The 16,913-nt window shown below is 47.3% G+C and carries 15 protein-coding genes; 10 read left to right on the top strand and 5 right to left on the bottom strand.

The annotated features are described in order from the left end of the window. Positions 1 to 103 precede the first annotated feature (103 nt). On the top strand, positions 104 to 490 hold the full coding sequence (locus AR337_RS18415) for a glyoxalase superfamily protein (RefSeq protein ID WP_253701928.1): 387 nt from the start codon (positions 104 to 106) through the stop codon (positions 488 to 490). A gap of 42 nt (positions 491 to 532) precedes the next feature. On the opposite strand, the gene AR337_RS18410 is transcribed toward AR337_RS18415, so the two are convergent. Together AR337_RS18410 and AR337_RS18405 are read right to left on the bottom strand one after the other, a co-directional pair. Further along, positions 533 to 1,261 carry a transposase gene (locus AR337_RS18410; protein WP_253701976.1) on the bottom strand — a complete coding sequence of 243 codons (729 nt, stop codon included), beginning with the start codon at positions 1,259 to 1,261 and terminating at the stop codon, positions 533 to 535. A 518-nt stretch (positions 1,262 to 1,779) separates the two neighbouring features. Continuing rightward, positions 1,780 to 3,771: a prenyltransferase/squalene oxidase repeat-containing protein gene (locus tag AR337_RS18405; RefSeq protein ID WP_059173497.1), complete on the bottom strand. Its 1,992-nt coding sequence runs from the start codon at positions 3,769 to 3,771 to the stop codon at positions 1,780 to 1,782. Positions 3,772 to 3,854: 83 nt separating this feature from the next. On the opposite strand from AR337_RS18405, the gene AR337_RS18400 reads away from it, so the two are divergent. The 5 genes from AR337_RS18400 (at position 3,855) to lepB (ending at position 7,740) form a co-directional block, all read left to right on the top strand. Next, the gene (locus AR337_RS18400) at positions 3,855 to 4,976 is read left to right on the top strand and encodes a DUF2515 domain-containing protein (protein ID WP_059173496.1); all 1,122 of its coding nucleotides are present in this window, start codon (positions 3,855 to 3,857) and stop codon (positions 4,974 to 4,976) included. A 439-nt stretch (positions 4,977 to 5,415) separates the two neighbouring features. Then, positions 5,416 to 5,832 (top strand): hypothetical protein, encoded by a 417-nt coding sequence (locus AR337_RS18395; RefSeq protein ID WP_059173495.1) that lies wholly within the window; start codon positions 5,416 to 5,418, stop codon positions 5,830 to 5,832. A 60-nt stretch (positions 5,833 to 5,892) separates the two neighbouring features. Next, positions 5,893 to 6,657, top strand: a complete 765-nt coding sequence (locus AR337_RS18390; RefSeq protein WP_156424449.1) for a hypothetical protein — start codon at positions 5,893 to 5,895, stop codon at positions 6,655 to 6,657. A gap of 69 nt (positions 6,658 to 6,726) precedes the next feature. Then, complete coding sequence (locus tag AR337_RS18385) at positions 6,727 to 7,179, top strand: hypothetical protein (RefSeq protein WP_059173493.1); 453 nt, start codon at positions 6,727 to 6,729, stop codon at positions 7,177 to 7,179. A gap of 18 nt (positions 7,180 to 7,197) precedes the next feature. Next, positions 7,198 to 7,740: a signal peptidase I gene (gene lepB, locus AR337_RS18380; protein ID WP_059173492.1), complete on the top strand. Its 543-nt coding sequence runs from the start codon at positions 7,198 to 7,200 to the stop codon at positions 7,738 to 7,740. A gap of 151 nt (positions 7,741 to 7,891) precedes the next feature. Here lepB and AR337_RS18375 read toward each other — a convergent pair whose 3' ends face one another. Then, entirely contained in the window at positions 7,892 to 9,280 is a 1,389-nt protein-coding gene (locus tag AR337_RS18375; RefSeq protein WP_059173491.1) for a M28 family peptidase, read from the bottom strand. A 456-nt stretch (positions 9,281 to 9,736) separates the two neighbouring features. Here AR337_RS18375 and AR337_RS18370 point away from each other — a divergent pair, with 456 nt between their 5' ends. Next, a complete protein-coding gene (locus AR337_RS18370) occupies positions 9,737 to 10,801 on the top strand; it encodes a hypothetical protein (RefSeq protein ID WP_059173490.1) in 1,065 nt (354 codons plus the stop codon). Between the two features lie 97 nt (positions 10,802 to 10,898). Here the strand turns inward: AR337_RS18370 and AR337_RS18365 are convergent, their stop codons facing one another. Both AR337_RS18365 and AR337_RS18360 read right to left on the bottom strand, forming a co-directional pair. Then, a complete protein-coding gene (locus AR337_RS18365; RefSeq protein WP_059173489.1) occupies positions 10,899 to 11,690 on the bottom strand; it encodes a hypothetical protein in 792 nt (263 codons plus the stop codon). A gap of 288 nt (positions 11,691 to 11,978) precedes the next feature. Further along, a complete protein-coding gene (locus AR337_RS18360; RefSeq protein ID WP_059173488.1) occupies positions 11,979 to 12,596 on the bottom strand; it encodes a GntR family transcriptional regulator in 618 nt (205 codons plus the stop codon). Positions 12,597 to 12,982: 386 nt separating this feature from the next. Here AR337_RS18360 and garR point away from each other — a divergent pair, with 386 nt between their 5' ends. The 3 genes from garR to AR337_RS18345 all read left to right on the top strand — a co-directional run bounded on the left by garR (position 12,983) and on the right by AR337_RS18345 (position 16,725). After that, positions 12,983 to 13,885 (top strand): 2-hydroxy-3-oxopropionate reductase, encoded by a 903-nt coding sequence (garR, locus tag AR337_RS18355; protein WP_059173487.1) that lies wholly within the window; start codon positions 12,983 to 12,985, stop codon positions 13,883 to 13,885. Then, the gene (locus AR337_RS18350) at positions 13,872 to 15,305 is read left to right on the top strand and encodes a four-carbon acid sugar kinase family protein (RefSeq protein WP_059173486.1); all 1,434 of its coding nucleotides are present in this window, start codon (positions 13,872 to 13,874) and stop codon (positions 15,303 to 15,305) included. Before garR ends, AR337_RS18350 begins: the two co-directional genes overlap by 14 nt. A 76-nt stretch (positions 15,306 to 15,381) precedes the next feature. Further along, positions 15,382 to 16,725, top strand: coding sequence for a GntP family permease (locus tag AR337_RS18345; protein ID WP_059173485.1), 1,344 nt, complete (start codon positions 15,382 to 15,384; stop codon positions 16,723 to 16,725). Positions 16,726 to 16,913 lie beyond the last annotated feature (188 nt).

The following is a 16,913-nucleotide window of genomic DNA, read 5'->3' as shown; positions in this document are numbered from 1 at the left end:
AGCCTGTAACTAAAACGTTAAAATTATGTCAGTTTGTTTTCTTGGCATCGACTGAGCCTAGATATGAAAGATTAAGAATGACTATCTTCAAAAGAATAAGGAGATGAAGGAATTGACCACCTCTAATATTAATATGAAAAGCCCAATCCCAATCCTGCGTATTTTTGATGAAGAAAAAGCCAAAGAGTTTTACTTATCATTTTTGGAATTCAAGGTAGATTGGGAGCATCGATTTGAAGACGATCTGCCTTTATACATGCAAATTTCCTATGATAATTGCATCATTCACCTTTCTGAGAACTACGGAGATTGCTGTCCTGGAGCTGCAATCAGAATTGAAGTCGAAAACATAGAGTTACTCCATTCAAACCTTATTTCAAAGCAATACAAATATGCCCGTCCCGGCATCGAAACAACCCCTTGGCATACCCGCGAGGTCCGTGTTGGCGACCCATTCGGCAATAGAATTGTATTTTATGAGAACGTTTGATGCAGTGAGGCAGTGAGGCAGGGGACGTTTCCTCTGCATCACTCAAGCCCTAAAAATGAGATTTGGGGAGATGCCAAGTATTCTGGCTGCCTGCCGTTGGGTAAGTCCGTTTATGGTTTTAATTTGTCGGAGAAGGTCGTCCCTTTGAAGTTTGGGGAGGGTTTTTACTTGTGGGATTTCAATTGTTCCAAGCAGGTTTTTGATTTCCTGCCTCGCCTTTTCATCAGGTAAACGCCGTACTGTTGCTGTTTCCTCAAGGCATTGTTCATCGCTGAATTTTTCGTTAAAAAGCTTAAACTCCTTCTGAGCTATGGCTGGGTTTCCAGAGAAAAATCCGAGAACAATACCGCAATCAAGCCATTTTCGAAAATGATGGACAGGATCATAATAGGCCCTGCAACTGCTCCATTTCCAATCTTCTCCCCGGCTGGCAATCCCGGCCTTAACAGGATTTTGGTGAATGTACCGGACAACAGTCAATAAATATGGAATCATTTCAACACATTCACTTTTAAACCTGTTTTCAAACAGATGCCCAGTTGTCCCATATTTCCAGTTGTATAGCAGCGCATAGCTGACCGCAATCCGCTTCATTGTCTGAGAAAGGCTTTCCGTTCCTTCTTGTAAAAGAAGATGAACATGCGTCCCCATCAAACACCATGCAAACACCTTCATATCAGCCTGTTCCCGGTATTTTTTCAAAATCCTTAAAAACTCCAATCGATCCTGTTCATCATGAAAAATCTCCTGCCGATTCGCCCCCCGCAACATCACATGATATACCCCGCTCCGACTCCTAACCCTAGCCAACCGCGCCAACAAAAAGCACCTCCAAGTGAAGCAAGGGTCATACCCTTTGCCTCATTTTTTTATATTTTTAAAAATAGCTACTGAGTGAAATGTAAACTTGTTTAAAAGCGGATTTCGATAAGAGATTGTAAAACCTAGGGGAATTTTGATGAAATAATGAAGGATAATAGAAGTACTACGTTTATTTGAAGGAGACAAAAAGAAGAGTTAACCGTAATTAACTCTATCATATCACTCTCTTATTTTTCACACTATATTATTCATTATAAAAGCACCCCATTTTCGAAAAACAGGGTGCTCTTTGGAGCGTAAACTGGCGGACTGGCTGGACCGGGATACTATTGGCGTATTCAATTGAGTGAAGCAAGCATGATAGGTTCTCTGCTCCTTTCCAAAACCGATGAAGTACGAAATCCGGCCCAAGTTTTACTCCTTCAGTGAGGCAGAGCAAACGTCCCCTGCCTCACTGCCTCACTTCCTCACTCCCCAAACTTCGCCCGGTAGTGCGCCAAAGCCAACAGTGGGAAGATGTAGCGGTAGCTGTGGTAGTGGATGTAGAAGTCGCCTGCCATTCCCTGCCCTTTTGGGTAGTCCTCTGGCCAGTCCGCCGACCCCAGATTCTCCAACAAATACACAACCCCAGCGTTGATTTCTTCGGTCGGTCGCCCGCGCCCCGCCACTGCAATCAGCGCATCGACCGCCCACGCCGTATGGACAAGCGTACTCGCGCCCAGCGGGACATATTTCCTCGCGCTGTCGCTCAAGCACGATTCGCCCCAGCCACCGTCCGCATTTTGAATCCCCTTTAGCCAGGCAGCAGCCCGTGACAATACGGGCTCCGATGGAAAAATCCCTGCAGCACGAAGCCCCGTCACCGCCGCCCACGTGCCGTAAATGTAGCAAATCCCCCACCGCCCGTACCACGAACCGTCCTTCTCCTGGTTCTTCACAAGCCAGCGAACCCCGGCCTTCACCATCGAATCGCTCTTTGGCAAAGCTGTATAGTTGCCCAAAAACTCCAGCGTCCGCCCGGTCAAATCCGCGGAAGACGGGTCTGTTAAAAGAAACTCCCCCTTCTCGACCGGCAAAAGCGTCAGCAGCTTGCTGTTCGTATTTCTTTCAAAAGCCGGCCACCCGCCATCATCGTTTTGCATGGACAAAACCCAGCGCACCCCGCGCTCCCAGGCACCGGAGTAATCTGGAATCCCCGCTGCTCCACCGGATCCAGGAACCACTCCCGGCCCGTACCCCATCCCAACTCCCGGCCCCGTCCTCTGCCCAAACTCATCACCCAAACCCTTGCCCGCACCGCCCCCAGCCCAAACACTCCACGAAATCGCCCGTAAAGCCGCTGTCGTATCATCCACATCCGGCTGAATCGAATTGCTGTCCGCGAACCCCCACCCGCCCGGAGAAGCCTTGCGATTATGAACGACCCAATCCCCATTCCGGTAATGCCGCCGACTCAGCAAATACCCATTCGCCCGCGCCACCATTGGATCCGCAGCCGGAACCCCCGCCTCCTGCAGCGCGTAGTTCGCCAGCGCCGTATTCCACACCGAGGCCGTCGTATACTGCATATGCAAATGCCCGCCAGCAACCGTCCGCATCCCCGCCAATCCCCGCACCGCCGATAGAATCACCGGATCATCCTTCCTGTATCCAAGCGCCATCAACGCGAAAACCATCAAGAACGTCGAACTGAAATACCCCAAAAACGTCCCATCCGCCTCGACCCGGTTCAGCATGTAATTCTTCGCCCGCTCCGTTGCCAGCCGATGAACCTCATTCGGAAGCCCAACAAGCGTCTTCAGGCCATTTTTCAAAAAAGACCCTAGCGACCGCCACGAATCCGTATCCCGGAACAGCTCAATCTCCTCGTCCTCCCGCCCCCCTAAATCCGACAAATCCAGGCTCCGCTCCGTTATCACCTGAAACTTCCTGTCCGCAAGAATCATAATCGGCGCCAAATTCGCCCTTCCGAACACCGAAAAACTATAGAAATTCACCGGAAACGACAGCGGCAGAAGCATCATCTCAAGCGGAAACGGAAAGAACCCCGGCCACTTCATCTGCCCCGTCATCGCCAGCATCACCTTCGTGAACAAGTGCGCCCTCGCAATCCCTCCGTTTTCAACGACAAACCGCCTCGCCGCAGCTAGCCGTTCATCACTTTTTTCAAAAAGGCCCGAATAAAGCAGCGCGTAATAAGCCTCGAGCGTCGCGCTCACATTCCCCTCCCCTTCATCGTAAAACAGCTTCCACGCCCCGTTCCGCCCCTGCCGGCTCAAAATCCGCTCCGCAAGCTTCCTGATGAACTTTTCATCATTAATCTCAAGCGACCTTAATAAAATGATCATATAGCAGTCCGTGGTAATCCCTGTCTCAAACGGATACTCCCACGACCCGCGCGGAGACTGGTCCTGCCGCAGCCGCCCAACCAGCTGCCGAATCCCATCCTGGACACTCATCAACCCTCACCCTCCCCGGCAATTCCCCTACCAAATACATATTCACCAGCAAGCGGAAGAATTCGTTAGAGGCGGTGGCACCAATGTTTTGGAACCTTTTTTTGAAAAATTGGCCAACGCTCCCAGGCCACCTTTTAAAACTAAAAAAAGACCTTAAGAAAAAGAGGAAAGTTGACGCACAGCTTCCTCCGCCCAAAGCGCGAATCGTCCAGGACATCAGAAATCGTACGAGCAGGCTAAACCTGAACAACATCACCCGGACAAAGGCGTACCTGGATTTCTTTGTGCAGTATCCCGAAATTCATTGGGCGTTTTTGGCGCACATGGTTTCGCGGAATGGCGGCTGGAATATGACAGATTTGAAGGGGAGTCTGGTGGGAAGGTTGCTCACGAAGAAAGAGGCGGAAGCCTATTTTTCCTTTTTGGAGCGTGCAAACTGGCTGATTTTCCTGGATGCGTTTCCGCAGCTTCTCTTATATGAAGAAAGCCAGAAACGCGGCCGGAACCTCTTTCACCTTTTGCCGTATCTAGGGGTTTCCGGGTTCATGGAGCCAATCTGGAATCACTTTTGGGTGGAAAAGGACCTGCGAACTCTGACGTACGGGCTCATCGCGAATGAACAAAATTACCTGGAGGCGCGTGTTTTGCAGAATCCTTCTTTTAAAAATAAGGTGTTCAACACACTCGAATTCCTGCTCCAGGATGTGCTTTCGATGAACCACATCCTCTTTCCATATGAAAGCAGAAAGCTCGCAGGCCTGACCGTCCACCAGTTCGAAAGCCTGGATGAGAGGATTTTAATAGGGAAAAAATTATACGCGATATTGTTTGGAGACGAGGAGCGGCTGAACCTGGTGAAGGAGTGGGCCCTCGCCAACCCTCACACCGGTTCGCGGAAGGACTATTGGCCCCATCTATTCAATGATATCGAGGAATTGATGCCAGGAAGCGCACTCAAACCGAGGATTCTTTCGTGCCAAATCGCACCGGGGGCAACAAGGATATTCAGCCCAAAACTCCAATACGCCTGGCCAAACCAGCAGCATCCCCCCGCCGAACCCGGCGACTGGTTCACCAGTTGGGAAGCAGTCTACTACCTAACAGATTTGGCCGAACACGAAGACGGGCAGATTAAAAATCACTACTGCAAAACAATCGAAAGACTCGACCTCGCCGCCATCGCAAAAAAAGCCCTTCTCGAGTGAAGCAGAGTGAAGCAGGGGACGTATACTCTGCTTCATTTGTAAAACAAGAAATTTCGGGGAGTGACAGGCACTGATCGTATTAGAAAAAACGGGACCGGCCCACTACTTACAAAAGAGTAAAGGGCCGGTTTTTGTATTTTCTCCATTATTTTAATCGAATTTTCACACCGTTCTTCTCTCCGCCCCCTTCCTATCATTAATTCGTTCTTTATAAATTACGAAATGAATTTAATAATGAACGAAATAGTGAGAAAATGCGAGCAAATTGGCGATTATGTGACTTATCATAACATTTTCTTCAATATTTGGCTGTTTTTCGGGTTTTATTTATATTATTTTCCAATTTATAATGAGTTCAAAAGTTCAATATAAAGAACGTAATAGTTAATAAAAAGAACAGGAGGGATGAAGCATTAATCGATTCCTAGCAGGTTTTCTATTGATTACCCTATTGTTTGGAACTGGAACTGTCTATGCTTATCCAGCTTTCGGCAATGCGCTATCGGACTGGTATAGTCGGGCATTTGAAAAGAATCACCAACAATTGAAAGAAACTATGGAAATCGAATTGAAGAAATCGCTTGAAGAAATACCAACCTATATCCGGGATACCGGGGATCAAGCAAAAGCGCAGTTAATAGAATTCCAGACCAAACAAACCGCTGCCACTGTCCAGGCAATCACAGACCACAAAAACCATTACCTCCAAGACCTTCAAGCCGCTAAAGAACCCCTCATAATTGAACATAAAGCAACCTTGGAGACGTACAAACAGCAAAAAATGGCCAATGAAGCCGCACTAGTAGGTGCAGACGCGAAAAACATACTTAAGGAATTGTTAGAAAACCTTGATTAATTGAACCAGGAAAACTGGATTCTTTTAATAAAAACACAAAACGAGAGGATGGAAGAAAACATGAAATCAATTAAAGCAAAAATCGTAACAGGTGCTGTAGCAGTAGGTTTACTTTCGGGGGTTGGCGCTGCGTTTGCTAATACGGATGCAGGTATCCAGCTTCAAGCATGGTACAACAATCAATTCAAAAACTCTGAAACATTGATTGCACAAGAATCCGCCACTTATTTTGCTCAGAAATCAGGAGCGTTTCAAACAGAGTACAACGGAATTAAAGCAAAAGTTACCACAGACATAAACGAGATTAGGGATTCCGCTACAACTGCAAGTACTGGAGTCATTAATACAACAAGAGATAACTACATAACTCAAGTTAACAACAAGAAGACTGGAATCTCCAATGAAATGGCAGCACAATTTGACGCAATCTTTAATTTGGCTAACCTTGCAATCAATGTTGCAGGCAACACTACAAGGGAAATTGCTTATTTCGAACTTAAGAACCAGGCTAGAAATGATGGCAAAGCGGCACTGTTAAAGGTTGAAAATGACCTTAATGCTGCACAGGCTGCTGCAAAAACAGAACTGGAAGCAGCTATCCAAAATGCCAAAGAAGAACTGACAGTACAATTAAATGGAGAAACACAAGCTACAACACAAGAAATCAAAGATGCCATCGACACCAAAATTAACGAGCTGCGCACTTTGATTACTGAAAGGGCAAATACCTTGCTAAAAGAACAGCAAAATGCCATCCAGAAAAGGGCAAGCGACCTTGAAAATTCAGCGAAACAAGAACTTGAAAATGTAGTAAAAGGCATCTAATCCAAATCCCAACTCTATCAGAGCCATTATCCGGCTCTGATAGATTTCTAAAAAATGGAGGCCCGGCCAATGACCAGAAAAGAAAAGTACAATAGGAAATCAACTCTTCCGCTTAAAATTCTAATTGGAGTTCTGTTTTTAAGTGTCGTGATTGCAGGAAACATCGGGGTTGCTTTCGCCGACCAGGATATCAGTGGTCTGTTATCAAGCTGGTTCAATAAAAAAGGCCAGGAATCCATCGTCTCAATTGAATCTGCGATAGCCGCTGAAAAAGAAACCCAGAAGCTGCGTTTAAAAGAAGAACTGCAATCAGAATTATTAAATGCCTCTGAGCGTCTTAACCGATTTACTGAAGAAGAAAAGCAAAATCGTATCCAGGCTCTGAGAGATTACGCAAACCAGTTGATTGCCGGAATGAAGGTGGATAATTCCGAGGAAGAAAAAAGGATTGCATCCGATTTGGATAAAGAAATAGATAAAGCCATAAAGGCTATGGACAAAATTAAACCAAAAGGGAAATAAAGGTGGCAGGTAACCATTATGAGAGCTTTAGCGATAAACGATGTCGCCAGCGAGAAAAAAATACACCTGAAAAAGAGAACCTCTATTATTGGCTGGATTCAATTTGCAGTCCTTATTGGCCTAATCCTTTTCACATTTCGCTTTGCAACGGGCCTTGAAATCATTAATGGAAACTCCATGAACCCAACAATCAGCCATAACAGTGTCCTATTTATAAATAAGATTTTCTTCACCCCGCAAAGAGGTGACATCGTTGTTCTGGAAAGTCCCCAGGGTTACCAAATCATCAAACGGATCATCGGGATGCCGGGCGACATCATTTCTATTACTAACGGTACCCTCTATCTTAATGGGAATCCGGTTGAAGAAACTTACACAAACGGCCAATCCATAGATATTATGGAAACAACTGTACCTGAGGGTGAGATATTTGTCATTGGGGACAACCGCCCTCCCGGAGAAAGCCTGGATAGCCGCGACCCAAATATAGGCACTTTCCCTTTACGAAATATTGTTGGCATAGCAATGTTTTCAATTTTCCCTTTAAATAATATTAAATAAAAAATACCCCCTTTTCGAATTTGAAAAGGGGGTATTTTTATTACATGTGAAACACTCCGTGAAACAAGATTTTTCGGGTATTGACTAGGGCACTATTCGCATTCATGCAAAAAGAAAGCCGCACCCATGCGGCTTTCTCTCAAATTCTTGCTTATTTGCTCAACGCCGGGACGTCTTTCCTGACGACGTCAAACAGTCCTGCCCCGATAATGTCGAGCGCGGACTTCATCCTCTCCGCAGAGATATTGTCTGCAATTGTGTCCTGTGGCGTGTGGTAGACTTTCTCGATGTGGTACACGAGTGGATCCCAGCTGTCGATGCCCATCCAGATGAACAGCGCGGCCGGAATGCCAGCCCGGTGGAATGGCACGTGGTCACTTGACCCGAATGTTCCCGGCAGGATGTCAGAGTTCCCTAAACGCGCACCCGCGGCTTCGACCGATTCCGTAACAAGATTCTTGCTGCCGTCCGGCGTCATCGCATACAAATTCTTCGCCTTATCATAATTTGTGGCGACCATGTCGGCGTTGAAAACTCCTTCAATGTTTGCCCTCTCTTCCTCGGAAAGCTGGTTCACATAATGGTAGGCTCCCAGCAAACCACGCTCCTCTGAACCAAATGCGATAAACTTCATTTCCTTATCCGTGTTGTATCCTTTGAAGACACGGGCAAGCTCAAGCACCAACCCAACTCCGGAGGCATTGTCATTCGCTCCCGGTGCACCAACGACACTGTCATGGTGCGCACTTAGAATCACTTGCTTTGTATCCTTATTTTTACTCTTAGGAGCTTTTGTCGCAATCACATTCACGGACTGAAGGTTGGAAAAATGCTCCGCAGACAGGGACACTTTTACAGGCCCTTTCCCAAGCTGCTCCTTCAGCCATTCCCCCTGGATAAAAGCGGCCCCAAATACCGGGACATCCACTTTGGAAGTAAGACTTGGGTTGAACGCCTGCCCATAATTCCCGCGGCTGCCGACAAGGCTCTGCAGGATGACAGCCGATGCACCCTTGCTAATCGCGTTGTTCACCTGAGTGCGGTAGTCAGCTGTTGTCGCTTCCCTTGCCATCACAACGATTTTTCCGGCAGTGTCAGCCGGGAAATCGCTAAGGTTCTTCCCGCCATTTACGAAAATAACCTCTCCAGCAACCCCTTCTTTGCTGATTTTCCCGTAAGGGGCAGCGCCCATTTGCCACGACTTCCCATCCCCGAATGAAACAGTCGCTATGTACTGGTCCGCAACCGGGAAGTATTGATACTCGACATCGTACCCGTAGCCCTTCAACACGCCACCAATGTACTTGGCCGACTTCTTTTCAGCTTCAAGCCCGCCAGGCCGCGGTCCGATTTCCTCCGATAAATAGCGGACATGCTCAATCGCCCGATCCGCATCGACCCGGGCAACAACCTTTTGATCCTGCGCATAGCCCGATTTACCCGGGCTTGACTCCGGTGCCGCAAAACCCGTCGAACCAAATAACATCGACATAGCCAATAACGACGAAGCAATTTTCAAACCCTTTTTACGATACGACATAATACTCCTCCTAAAATTTCAGTCTACCAGACTATCAAAACTCCTAGTACATGATAAAACTAGTAACCTCTATGTTTTACACCTATATCGTATTTCACAATTCAAAACCCCGGCAAGCTACCAAATTACTAAATATTCAAAATATTTTATCTATTAATAGGTCTAAACTGCTGATTACTTCCGACTAAATATTAACCAATAAAATACAAAATGAAGCAGGGGAGCATATCATATCCTCTGCTTCATTTTTATCCAATATTATCAAGACACTTCCTTTTAATCCTTGTGAAACACTCCGTGAAACAAGATTATTCGGGGAGTGACAGGCACTGTTCGTATTTTCTTCCTAAATATCCCTTCACTTCCACATTCTCTACCTAGAAAAAAGCATCCAATTTTTATAGGATATTAGTAATAGAGGAAGTTTAAGGGTTTTTTTAAAACATTGGAGGAACTATGAAGAAATTAGCAAACTTTGCGATCGCAGCGGCACTTACTGCCACTTTCATCCTGTCACCAATCCAAACCGGAAAGGCCAATGCGGCCACTTCCAAAGCGGAGGAGTATGTCAACCAGGCCGTTTACTGGGCCGGCGCACTCAAATGGCAAATTTCCATTGAATATAAAAAGGACGTCTCCTACCCGGATATGAAGGTTTTTAACGCTACTAAAGACAATATCCTTAAGGCTAAATCCGAGTTCAACACACTGCCAGCGGACCAAAGAACCCAACTTGAAGCCAAACTCCGCGACAAGGCCGAGATTCATTATACCCGCGCCATCGCTTACATCGACGCCATCAGTTCCGGGAAAAAGCTAAAGGCGCAGGCAGAATTGTTCACCAGCTCCTATAACGCTCATCCGTCAACAGATGAAACGGAAAAGGCGTATCACGATTTAACCTACCGAATTAAACATACAGCTAACCAGCTTTACAAAGTCTATGGAAGCACAACTAGGGAAGCCATCCTTAAGGAGTACAAGCTTCCAGCCGAAAGTGCCCGAAATGCGGCCAGCAACACCATCACAGCAAAAATGGCGATTGACCAATTCAGGACAACCGCCATCGAAAGCAGGACATCAGAACTCCAAGCTTCCGTTGAAGAAAAAATCAACAAAGTGACAGATACAAACACTCGACTGCTATTGCTTCACAAGCTTCAAACGGGAGAAAACCAACTCCCGCCCAACATCGAAAAATTCAAGCGCGATTTTCAAAAGCTCGGCTTTAAATTCAACTCAGATACAACAGCGGTATACACCGGTGTCGGCATGACAGTCGGCCTCCTGAACCGCGGAACTTATTGGCAGCTAAGATCGAACAACTTTAACTCCAACTACTATAGCATATTCAAGAAAAGCATCGCTGTGGTCTGGGGAGAGGACATTGCCTGGAAAAGCATGAAGTATCTGGACTACGCAATCATCATGCCTGACAACGCCTATACCACCCCAAATATCAGAACCTTTGTCACCGACGACACCCTCGTAGTCTACATCTACATGCCAAGGGCTCAATAACAGAGTGAGGCAGGGGACGTATCCTCTGCCTCATTTTTATCCCATAACTATCGGGACCTTTTCCTCTTAATCCGTGTGCATTTTTCGAGGAGTATTATTAATCAACTATCCTTTTAATCTTTGCCTCATCCCCAACCGAAACCCCATGCATCACTCCAGGCATGTTGTAGCGAAAATCCACTTCTTGCAGATTGTAGGTGAGAATTGGAGAAATCATCGTAAAATCATATTCCTTCATGCCGAATCCATTGACGTCAATTTGGACAACTTCCATCGGCTCAATTTTCAAACCATCGTCAAACTGATGGGTAATCGCTCCCGTTACATCTTCAATCTTTAACCCGGTCACACTTTGCTCCGCTCTATTCTTTATTTCCACATTCAATCCAGCCGACGGATACCCTGCCGTATAGCCACCGGAAGGAACCAAATGGCCCCGCTCAAAGGAATCACCATTTTGGACAGCCATCTCACCAAACCCGTATCCCACCGTCTTTCCATTGCTAAATTGAATGAGAAGCAAATCAGCCATCTCAACTAAGTCGGTCAAAACCCGCGCCTTCACCTGCATGTTCACCAATTTATTACCTTTATGAACCATCCCGGTTTCCACCTTGAAATCAACAACCTCGATATTTGAATTATTAAACTTGACGGAAGTCACCATCTCATCAAGATCAGTATTCCTTTTCCGAACATCCTGAACTGCAAAAAGGTTAAACACGACACCATTTTCGTCATCAATTACATAGCTAATAAAATGATCCGCAAACTTTAAATTTATCTCCCGTTCCTTACTAAGTGTAGGGTTGCTCACCAACATCATCAAAAAAACAAAAAGCACCGCAACTGCAAAATAGATAATTAGTGGCTTATTTCTTTTTAACATGCCTTCCCCCCTACTATTTCCCTTATCTATATATTACCTATCAAAAAGCAAATTCCTTCCAATAAACTAAATTCTTTTGTTGGGAAAATGAAGGGGTAGGGAAGGTGAGTGCCAAAGCGGGCTGTTTTTTATGAATTAACCAATTTAAATAAGCCGCGCCATTAGGTTAATACACCTTCAATGGAGCAGCTTCTGTGAAAAAATATTAATCATCCGCAAAATACAAAATGAGGCACTAGATACGTCCCCTGCTTCACTGTTCGCATTTTCCCCCTTCCCTCCCGCACGTTACTGCGCTAGTACGTGGAGGCAGAAGTCGAGGTCGGCTTGGAGGTGTTCTTTCATGAGCCGTTCGGCTTCGTCCGCTTGGCGGTTGAGGATGGCATCGTAAATGTATTGGTGTTCGTCTATGAGGAATGGTCGTTTGTGGTAGACGACGGTTTTCCGAAAAAGGTAGATAATCGCTTGCATCCGTTCGATTGTATCGATCATGACGGGATTGTTGGTCGCCCGGACGATGATGTCGTGGAAGCTTTCGTTTGCTTTCATGATCTCGTCCGTCGTCCCGGTCCTGCCCACCTGGACGCAGTCCTCAAGCCTTTTCAAATCAGCTTCACCCATATAAGTGGCTGCTGATTTTGCGGCGAAGCTCTCTAATAATATCCTCACCTGGAACAGGTTTCGCAAATCTGTTTCGGTAGGGTTTACGACCTTCTTTTGTTTAATGAGCCCCTCTTGTTCTAGCCTGCGGATTGACTCGCGGATTGGCGTCCGGCTCACGCCCAATTCCTGCGCGAGTTTCTCTTCGGTCAATTTCGTGCCCCGTTCGAGCTCCCCGTGCAGGATTTTATCCCGTAAATATTCGTATGTCTGCAAATATGCGTGCTGCTGCATTTTCTTCGTCATCGTACCGACTCTCCTAATTAGCAATGTTGAGTCCATTATTTTTAAGGCACTGCGGTTTTTCAGGACTTGAAAACTCTTTTTAGTAAAGCTTTAAGATTACGAGTCCCGCTTATTATGGATTCTTCTTTTAAAAAAGTTACACATCTAGGAGCGCCACGAACCTCAGAATGGCTCCTTTAAAAAATTCCCCAAATCCATCATTTCCGCTACCCGACAGTACCGGGCCTGCTCTCTTCTCAAGTATAGAACGACCGCCCTTCATTTTAAAGAAAAAACTTTTTTGTATACAAAATAAAAATAATTGTATACAAAATTAAATCAAGTGTGTACAATTGGTGACATAAAGCAAATTGAAAGCGTTTACCAACATAGAAGGAGGAGTTTTTATGAAGCTGGGATTCATAGGTCTCGGAATCATGGGAAAACCAATGACACTCAATCTTTTGCGTGGCGGGTACGAGGTGACCGTCTTTGACATTAACGAGGAGGCTGTAAAGCAGCTCGCTGAAAACGGTGCAACCGCTGCCAAAACACCAAAGGAAGTCGGGCAAAACAGCGACGTCATCTTCACGATGCTGCCAAATGGCAGGCATGTAAAAAGTGTCGTCCTCGGTGAAAACGGTGTCATTCATGGCGCGAAGGCAGGCACGATCGTCGTAGACATGAGTTCCATTTCCCCTGTCGCATCAAAGGAAATCGCCGATGCGCTTGCTGCTAAAGGACTCGAAATGCTAGATGCCCCAGTCAGCGGTGGCGAACCTAAAGCTATTGATGGCACGCTTGCGATTATGGCCGGCGGGAAGGAAGAAATTTTCGAAAAGGTCAAGCCTGTCCTACAAAAAATGGGCAAAGACATCACCCTGGTCGGTGACAATGGCTGCGGTGCAACCGCGAAGCTCGCGAACCAAATCATTGTCAACGTCAACATCGCGGCCATGTCCGAAGCGCTCATCCTCGCCGGCAAGGCAGGAATCGACATCCGGAAAATGTACGAAGCAATCCGAGGCGGCCTCGCAGGAAGCGCAGTCCTTGACGCGAAGGTTCCGCTCATCTTGGAGCGCAATTTCGTCGCCGGTGGTCGAATTGACATCAACTCGAAGGACCTGACGAACGTTATGGATACCGCGCATGCTCTCGGCGTTCCGCTTCCGCTTACCAGCCAGGTGCTCGAAATGTTCCATTCAATGAAAGCAGACGGCAAAGCGGCCGATGACCACGGCGGCCTTGTCCAATTTTACGAAAAGCTGGCCAATTTTCAACTAAAGGGCGATCAGCATGTTGAAGACTAGAAATGTACATGAAGTGCTCGCCTCCTTCCCTGCCGTCAGCCACCAAAAGGTGCAGGAGGCTTGGGCAAAAATAAGGCCTGGTTTCACTCATAAAATTATCGTCCTCGATGATGACCCGACCGGCGTCCAGACCGTTCACGGCGTTTCCGTCTACACCGACTGGTCCGAGGATACGATCGATCAGGGTTTCCTTGAAGACAACCAGATATTCTTTATCCTGACGAATTCACGGGCGTTCACTGCTGAAGAAACCCGGAAGGTCCACAAGGATATCGCCGAACGGGCGGAAAATGCATCCCGGAAGTTCGGCAGGCAGTATATCCTGATTAGTCGAGGCGATTCAACACTCCGCGGCCACTATCCGCTTGAAACCGAAGTATTGAAGGAAACTATTGAAGAATCCGTCAGCACGGACATCGATGGTGAAGTCCTTCTCCCTTTCTTTAAGGAAGGAGGGCGCTTGACCGTAGACAACATCCATTATGTCCTTCAAAACGACATGCTCGTTCCGGCGGGCGAAACCGAATTTGCCAAGGACCGGACCTTCGGCTATCATTCGAGCCATCTCGGCAGCTGGATTGAGGAAAAAACAGACGGCCACTTCAAGAAAGAGGACGTCCTTTACATTTCGCTCGACAGCCTGCGCAACATTGAGATCGATGCCATTACCAGCCAACTTATGCAGGTAAGCGATTTTGGAAAAATTGTCGTCAATGCCGTCGAGGAATACGATGTCAAAGTGTTTGCGGCAGCTCTTATCAAAGCGCTTCAAAATGGAAAACGGTTCATCTTCCGGACAGCGGCCTCGTTCACAAAAGTCATCGGCGACATCAGCTCCCGTCCGCTCCTTACCCGGGAAGAGCTGATTAACGAAGATGCCGCGACTGGCGGCCTGGTCATCGTCGGATCGCACGTCCAAAAAACGACCGAGCAACTGAAAGAGCTGCAGACTACCGACTCGCTGCACTTCATCGAGTTTGACGCGCATCTTGTTTTACACGAAGAAGCATTCCTTGATGAAACCGAGCGTGTCCGCCTTGAAGCGGAAAAAATGGTGGCGGCCGGAATCTCGACGGTTATTTTTACAAAAAGGCAAAGGCTCGACCTTGGCGATGGGCTAGAGGAAGAGGAATTGAAGCTGTCGGTTAAAATTTCCGACGCAGTTACGAGCATTGTCCGCAACTTTTCCATCCGCCCGAATTATCTGATCGCCAAAGGGGGCATCACCTCAAGCGATGTCGGCACAAAAGGCCTCTGTGTCAAGCGCGCGGACGTCGCCGGCCAGATCGCTCCGGGAATTCCGGTATGGAAAACCGGTGAGGAAAGCACCTTCCCGTTCATTCCATACGTGATTTTCCCAGGGAATGTTGGAGCAGTCTCAACCTTGAAGGATGTCGTGTTAACGTTAGAGGGGAAATGATTTACTCACGGTAGTTTCCGGCAGGCGTGCATTAGGGGTCATGCTTCCGGGTTCATTCACAAAGGGGGAAATGAAAATGGTTACTGGCAGTATGTTAATTATTGTTTTTTTGCTAGCATTGGGAGCACTGTTCTTCCTTATTTTAAAATTAAAGGTTGAACCGTTCCTGTCCTTGATTGGCGTCGCATTCGCCACGGCGCTTGCAATCGGCATGCCGTTGAAGGAAGTTGCCGTCACCGTCACGCAGGGCTTCGGAAACACGATGACCGGTGTCGGGATCTTAATCGGTCTTGGCGTGATCTTCGGACAATTCCTCGGTGCATCGGGTGCCGTTGAAAAAATCGCCCAGGCAGTCTTGAAAGTATTCGGCACTAAACGTTCTCCTGCAGGCCTCGGCCTAACTGGAACCGTCGTCTCAATTCCGGTATTCTTCGATGCCGCGTTTGTTATCTTGAGCGGACTGATCAAGAGCCTTGCGAGAAAAACCGGCCTGTCTGTTGTTACATTCGTTACCGCGCTAGGCGTCGGGCTCATCGTTTCCCACAACATGATCCCTCCGACACCGGGGCCGCTCGTCGTCGCGGAAAACACAAAAGCCGACCTTGGCCTGTTCATCCTGTACGGGATTCTCGTTTCCATCCCAGCAACACTTATCGGTGGATATTTATACGGCCTGTTCATCGGAAAACGCGTCCAGCACTCCGGCGACATTGAAGAAGTCGAAATGAATGCGGCAGACGCGCCAAAGAAGGAAATCAGCACCGGCCTCAGCTTTTTCATGCTTGGCCTGCCTATCATCCTGATCCTGGCGAACACCGTATCGCAGCTTGCGTTCCCGGGCACTGGCCTGGCAAGCGTCCTTGGCTTCGTCGGTGAAAAAAATATCGCCCTTTTCATCAGTGTTGTTGCAGCTCTTATCCTATTAAAGCCATATATTTCGATTCCTTATGAGAGGCTGTATTCCGAAGCAATCAACTCCGCCGGTATCATCATCTTAATCACGGGCGCGGGCGGCGCGTTCGGAGCCGTCATCAACAAGAGCGGCGTCGGCGAATACCTGATTACCACGATGCAAAGCTGGAGCATTCCAGTCTTGCTGCTCGCATTCATTTTCTCGCAGATCCTCCGCGCTTCACTCGGTTCTGCAACCGTTGCACTTGTTACAACATCAAGCATACTTGGACCAATGACGGCAGACCTTGGCGTATCGCCAATCCTGCTTGGCCTGGCCATCTGCGCCGGCGGTATCGGCCTGTCCCTGCCAAACGATTCCGGCTTCTGGGTAGTAAACCGATTTGGGAAACTAACCATCCCGCAAACCCTTAAAGCCTGGACCATCGGCGGCTTCATCGCAGGACTTACAGCACTCGCCTGCGTCTTCATCCTCAGCCTATTCTCGGGAATCCTTCCTGGGTTGTAAACAAATGCAAAACCACCCGGACGAAATGGTAACGGGTTTACTTGTGAGGTGCAAAACGTTATATCACACAGCAAAAACATAAATTTCACAACACGAATCACAAATTATTTTACAGTTAAAAAGGCTTGGAGTTATTTTGACTCTAAGCCACTTTTTTTATTATCTTATTTCACTAAAGCACCCGGTAT

Source organism: Bacillus sp. FJAT-27445 (genome assembly GCF_001510665.1).
Taxonomy (GTDB): Bacteria; Bacillota; Bacilli; order Bacillales; family Cytobacillaceae; genus Bacillus_D.
The sequence above is the reverse complement of the archived record's forward strand: the minus strand, read 5'-3'. Positions and strand labels throughout refer to the sequence as shown.

What these genes read in the sequence shown, in the direction of transcription:
- AR337_RS18415 (WP_253701928.1), top strand. Translation starts at nt 104, where the DNA reads ATGAAGGAATTGACCACCTCTAATATTAATATGAAAAGCCCAATCCCA.
- AR337_RS18410 (WP_253701976.1), bottom strand. Translation starts at nt 1,261, where the DNA reads ATGTTGCGGGGGGCGAATCGGCAGGAGATTTTTCATGATGAACAGGAT.
- AR337_RS18405 (WP_059173497.1), bottom strand. Translation starts at nt 3,771, where the DNA reads ATGAGTGTCCAGGATGGGATTCGGCAGCTGGTTGGGCGGCTGCGGCAG.
- AR337_RS18400 (WP_059173496.1), top strand. Translation starts at nt 3,855, where the DNA reads ATGTTTTGGAACCTTTTTTTGAAAAATTGGCCAACGCTCCCAGGCCAC.
- AR337_RS18390 (WP_156424449.1), top strand. Translation starts at nt 5,893, where the DNA reads ATGAAATCAATTAAAGCAAAAATCGTAACAGGTGCTGTAGCAGTAGGT.
- AR337_RS18385 (WP_059173493.1), top strand. Translation starts at nt 6,727, where the DNA reads ATGACCAGAAAAGAAAAGTACAATAGGAAATCAACTCTTCCGCTTAAA.
- lepB (WP_059173492.1), top strand. Translation starts at nt 7,198, where the DNA reads ATGAGAGCTTTAGCGATAAACGATGTCGCCAGCGAGAAAAAAATACAC.
- AR337_RS18375 (WP_059173491.1), bottom strand. Translation starts at nt 9,280, where the DNA reads ATGTCGTATCGTAAAAAGGGTTTGAAAATTGCTTCGTCGTTATTGGCT.
- AR337_RS18370 (WP_059173490.1), top strand. Translation starts at nt 9,737, where the DNA reads ATGAAGAAATTAGCAAACTTTGCGATCGCAGCGGCACTTACTGCCACT.
- AR337_RS18365 (WP_059173489.1), bottom strand. Translation starts at nt 11,690, where the DNA reads ATGTTAAAAAGAAATAAGCCACTAATTATCTATTTTGCAGTTGCGGTG.
- AR337_RS18360 (WP_059173488.1), bottom strand. Translation starts at nt 12,596, where the DNA reads ATGACGAAGAAAATGCAGCAGCACGCATATTTGCAGACATACGAATAT.
- garR (WP_059173487.1), top strand. Translation starts at nt 12,983, where the DNA reads ATGAAGCTGGGATTCATAGGTCTCGGAATCATGGGAAAACCAATGACA.
- AR337_RS18350 (WP_059173486.1), top strand. Translation starts at nt 13,872, where the DNA reads ATGTTGAAGACTAGAAATGTACATGAAGTGCTCGCCTCCTTCCCTGCC.
- AR337_RS18345 (WP_059173485.1), top strand. Translation starts at nt 15,382, where the DNA reads ATGGTTACTGGCAGTATGTTAATTATTGTTTTTTTGCTAGCATTGGGA.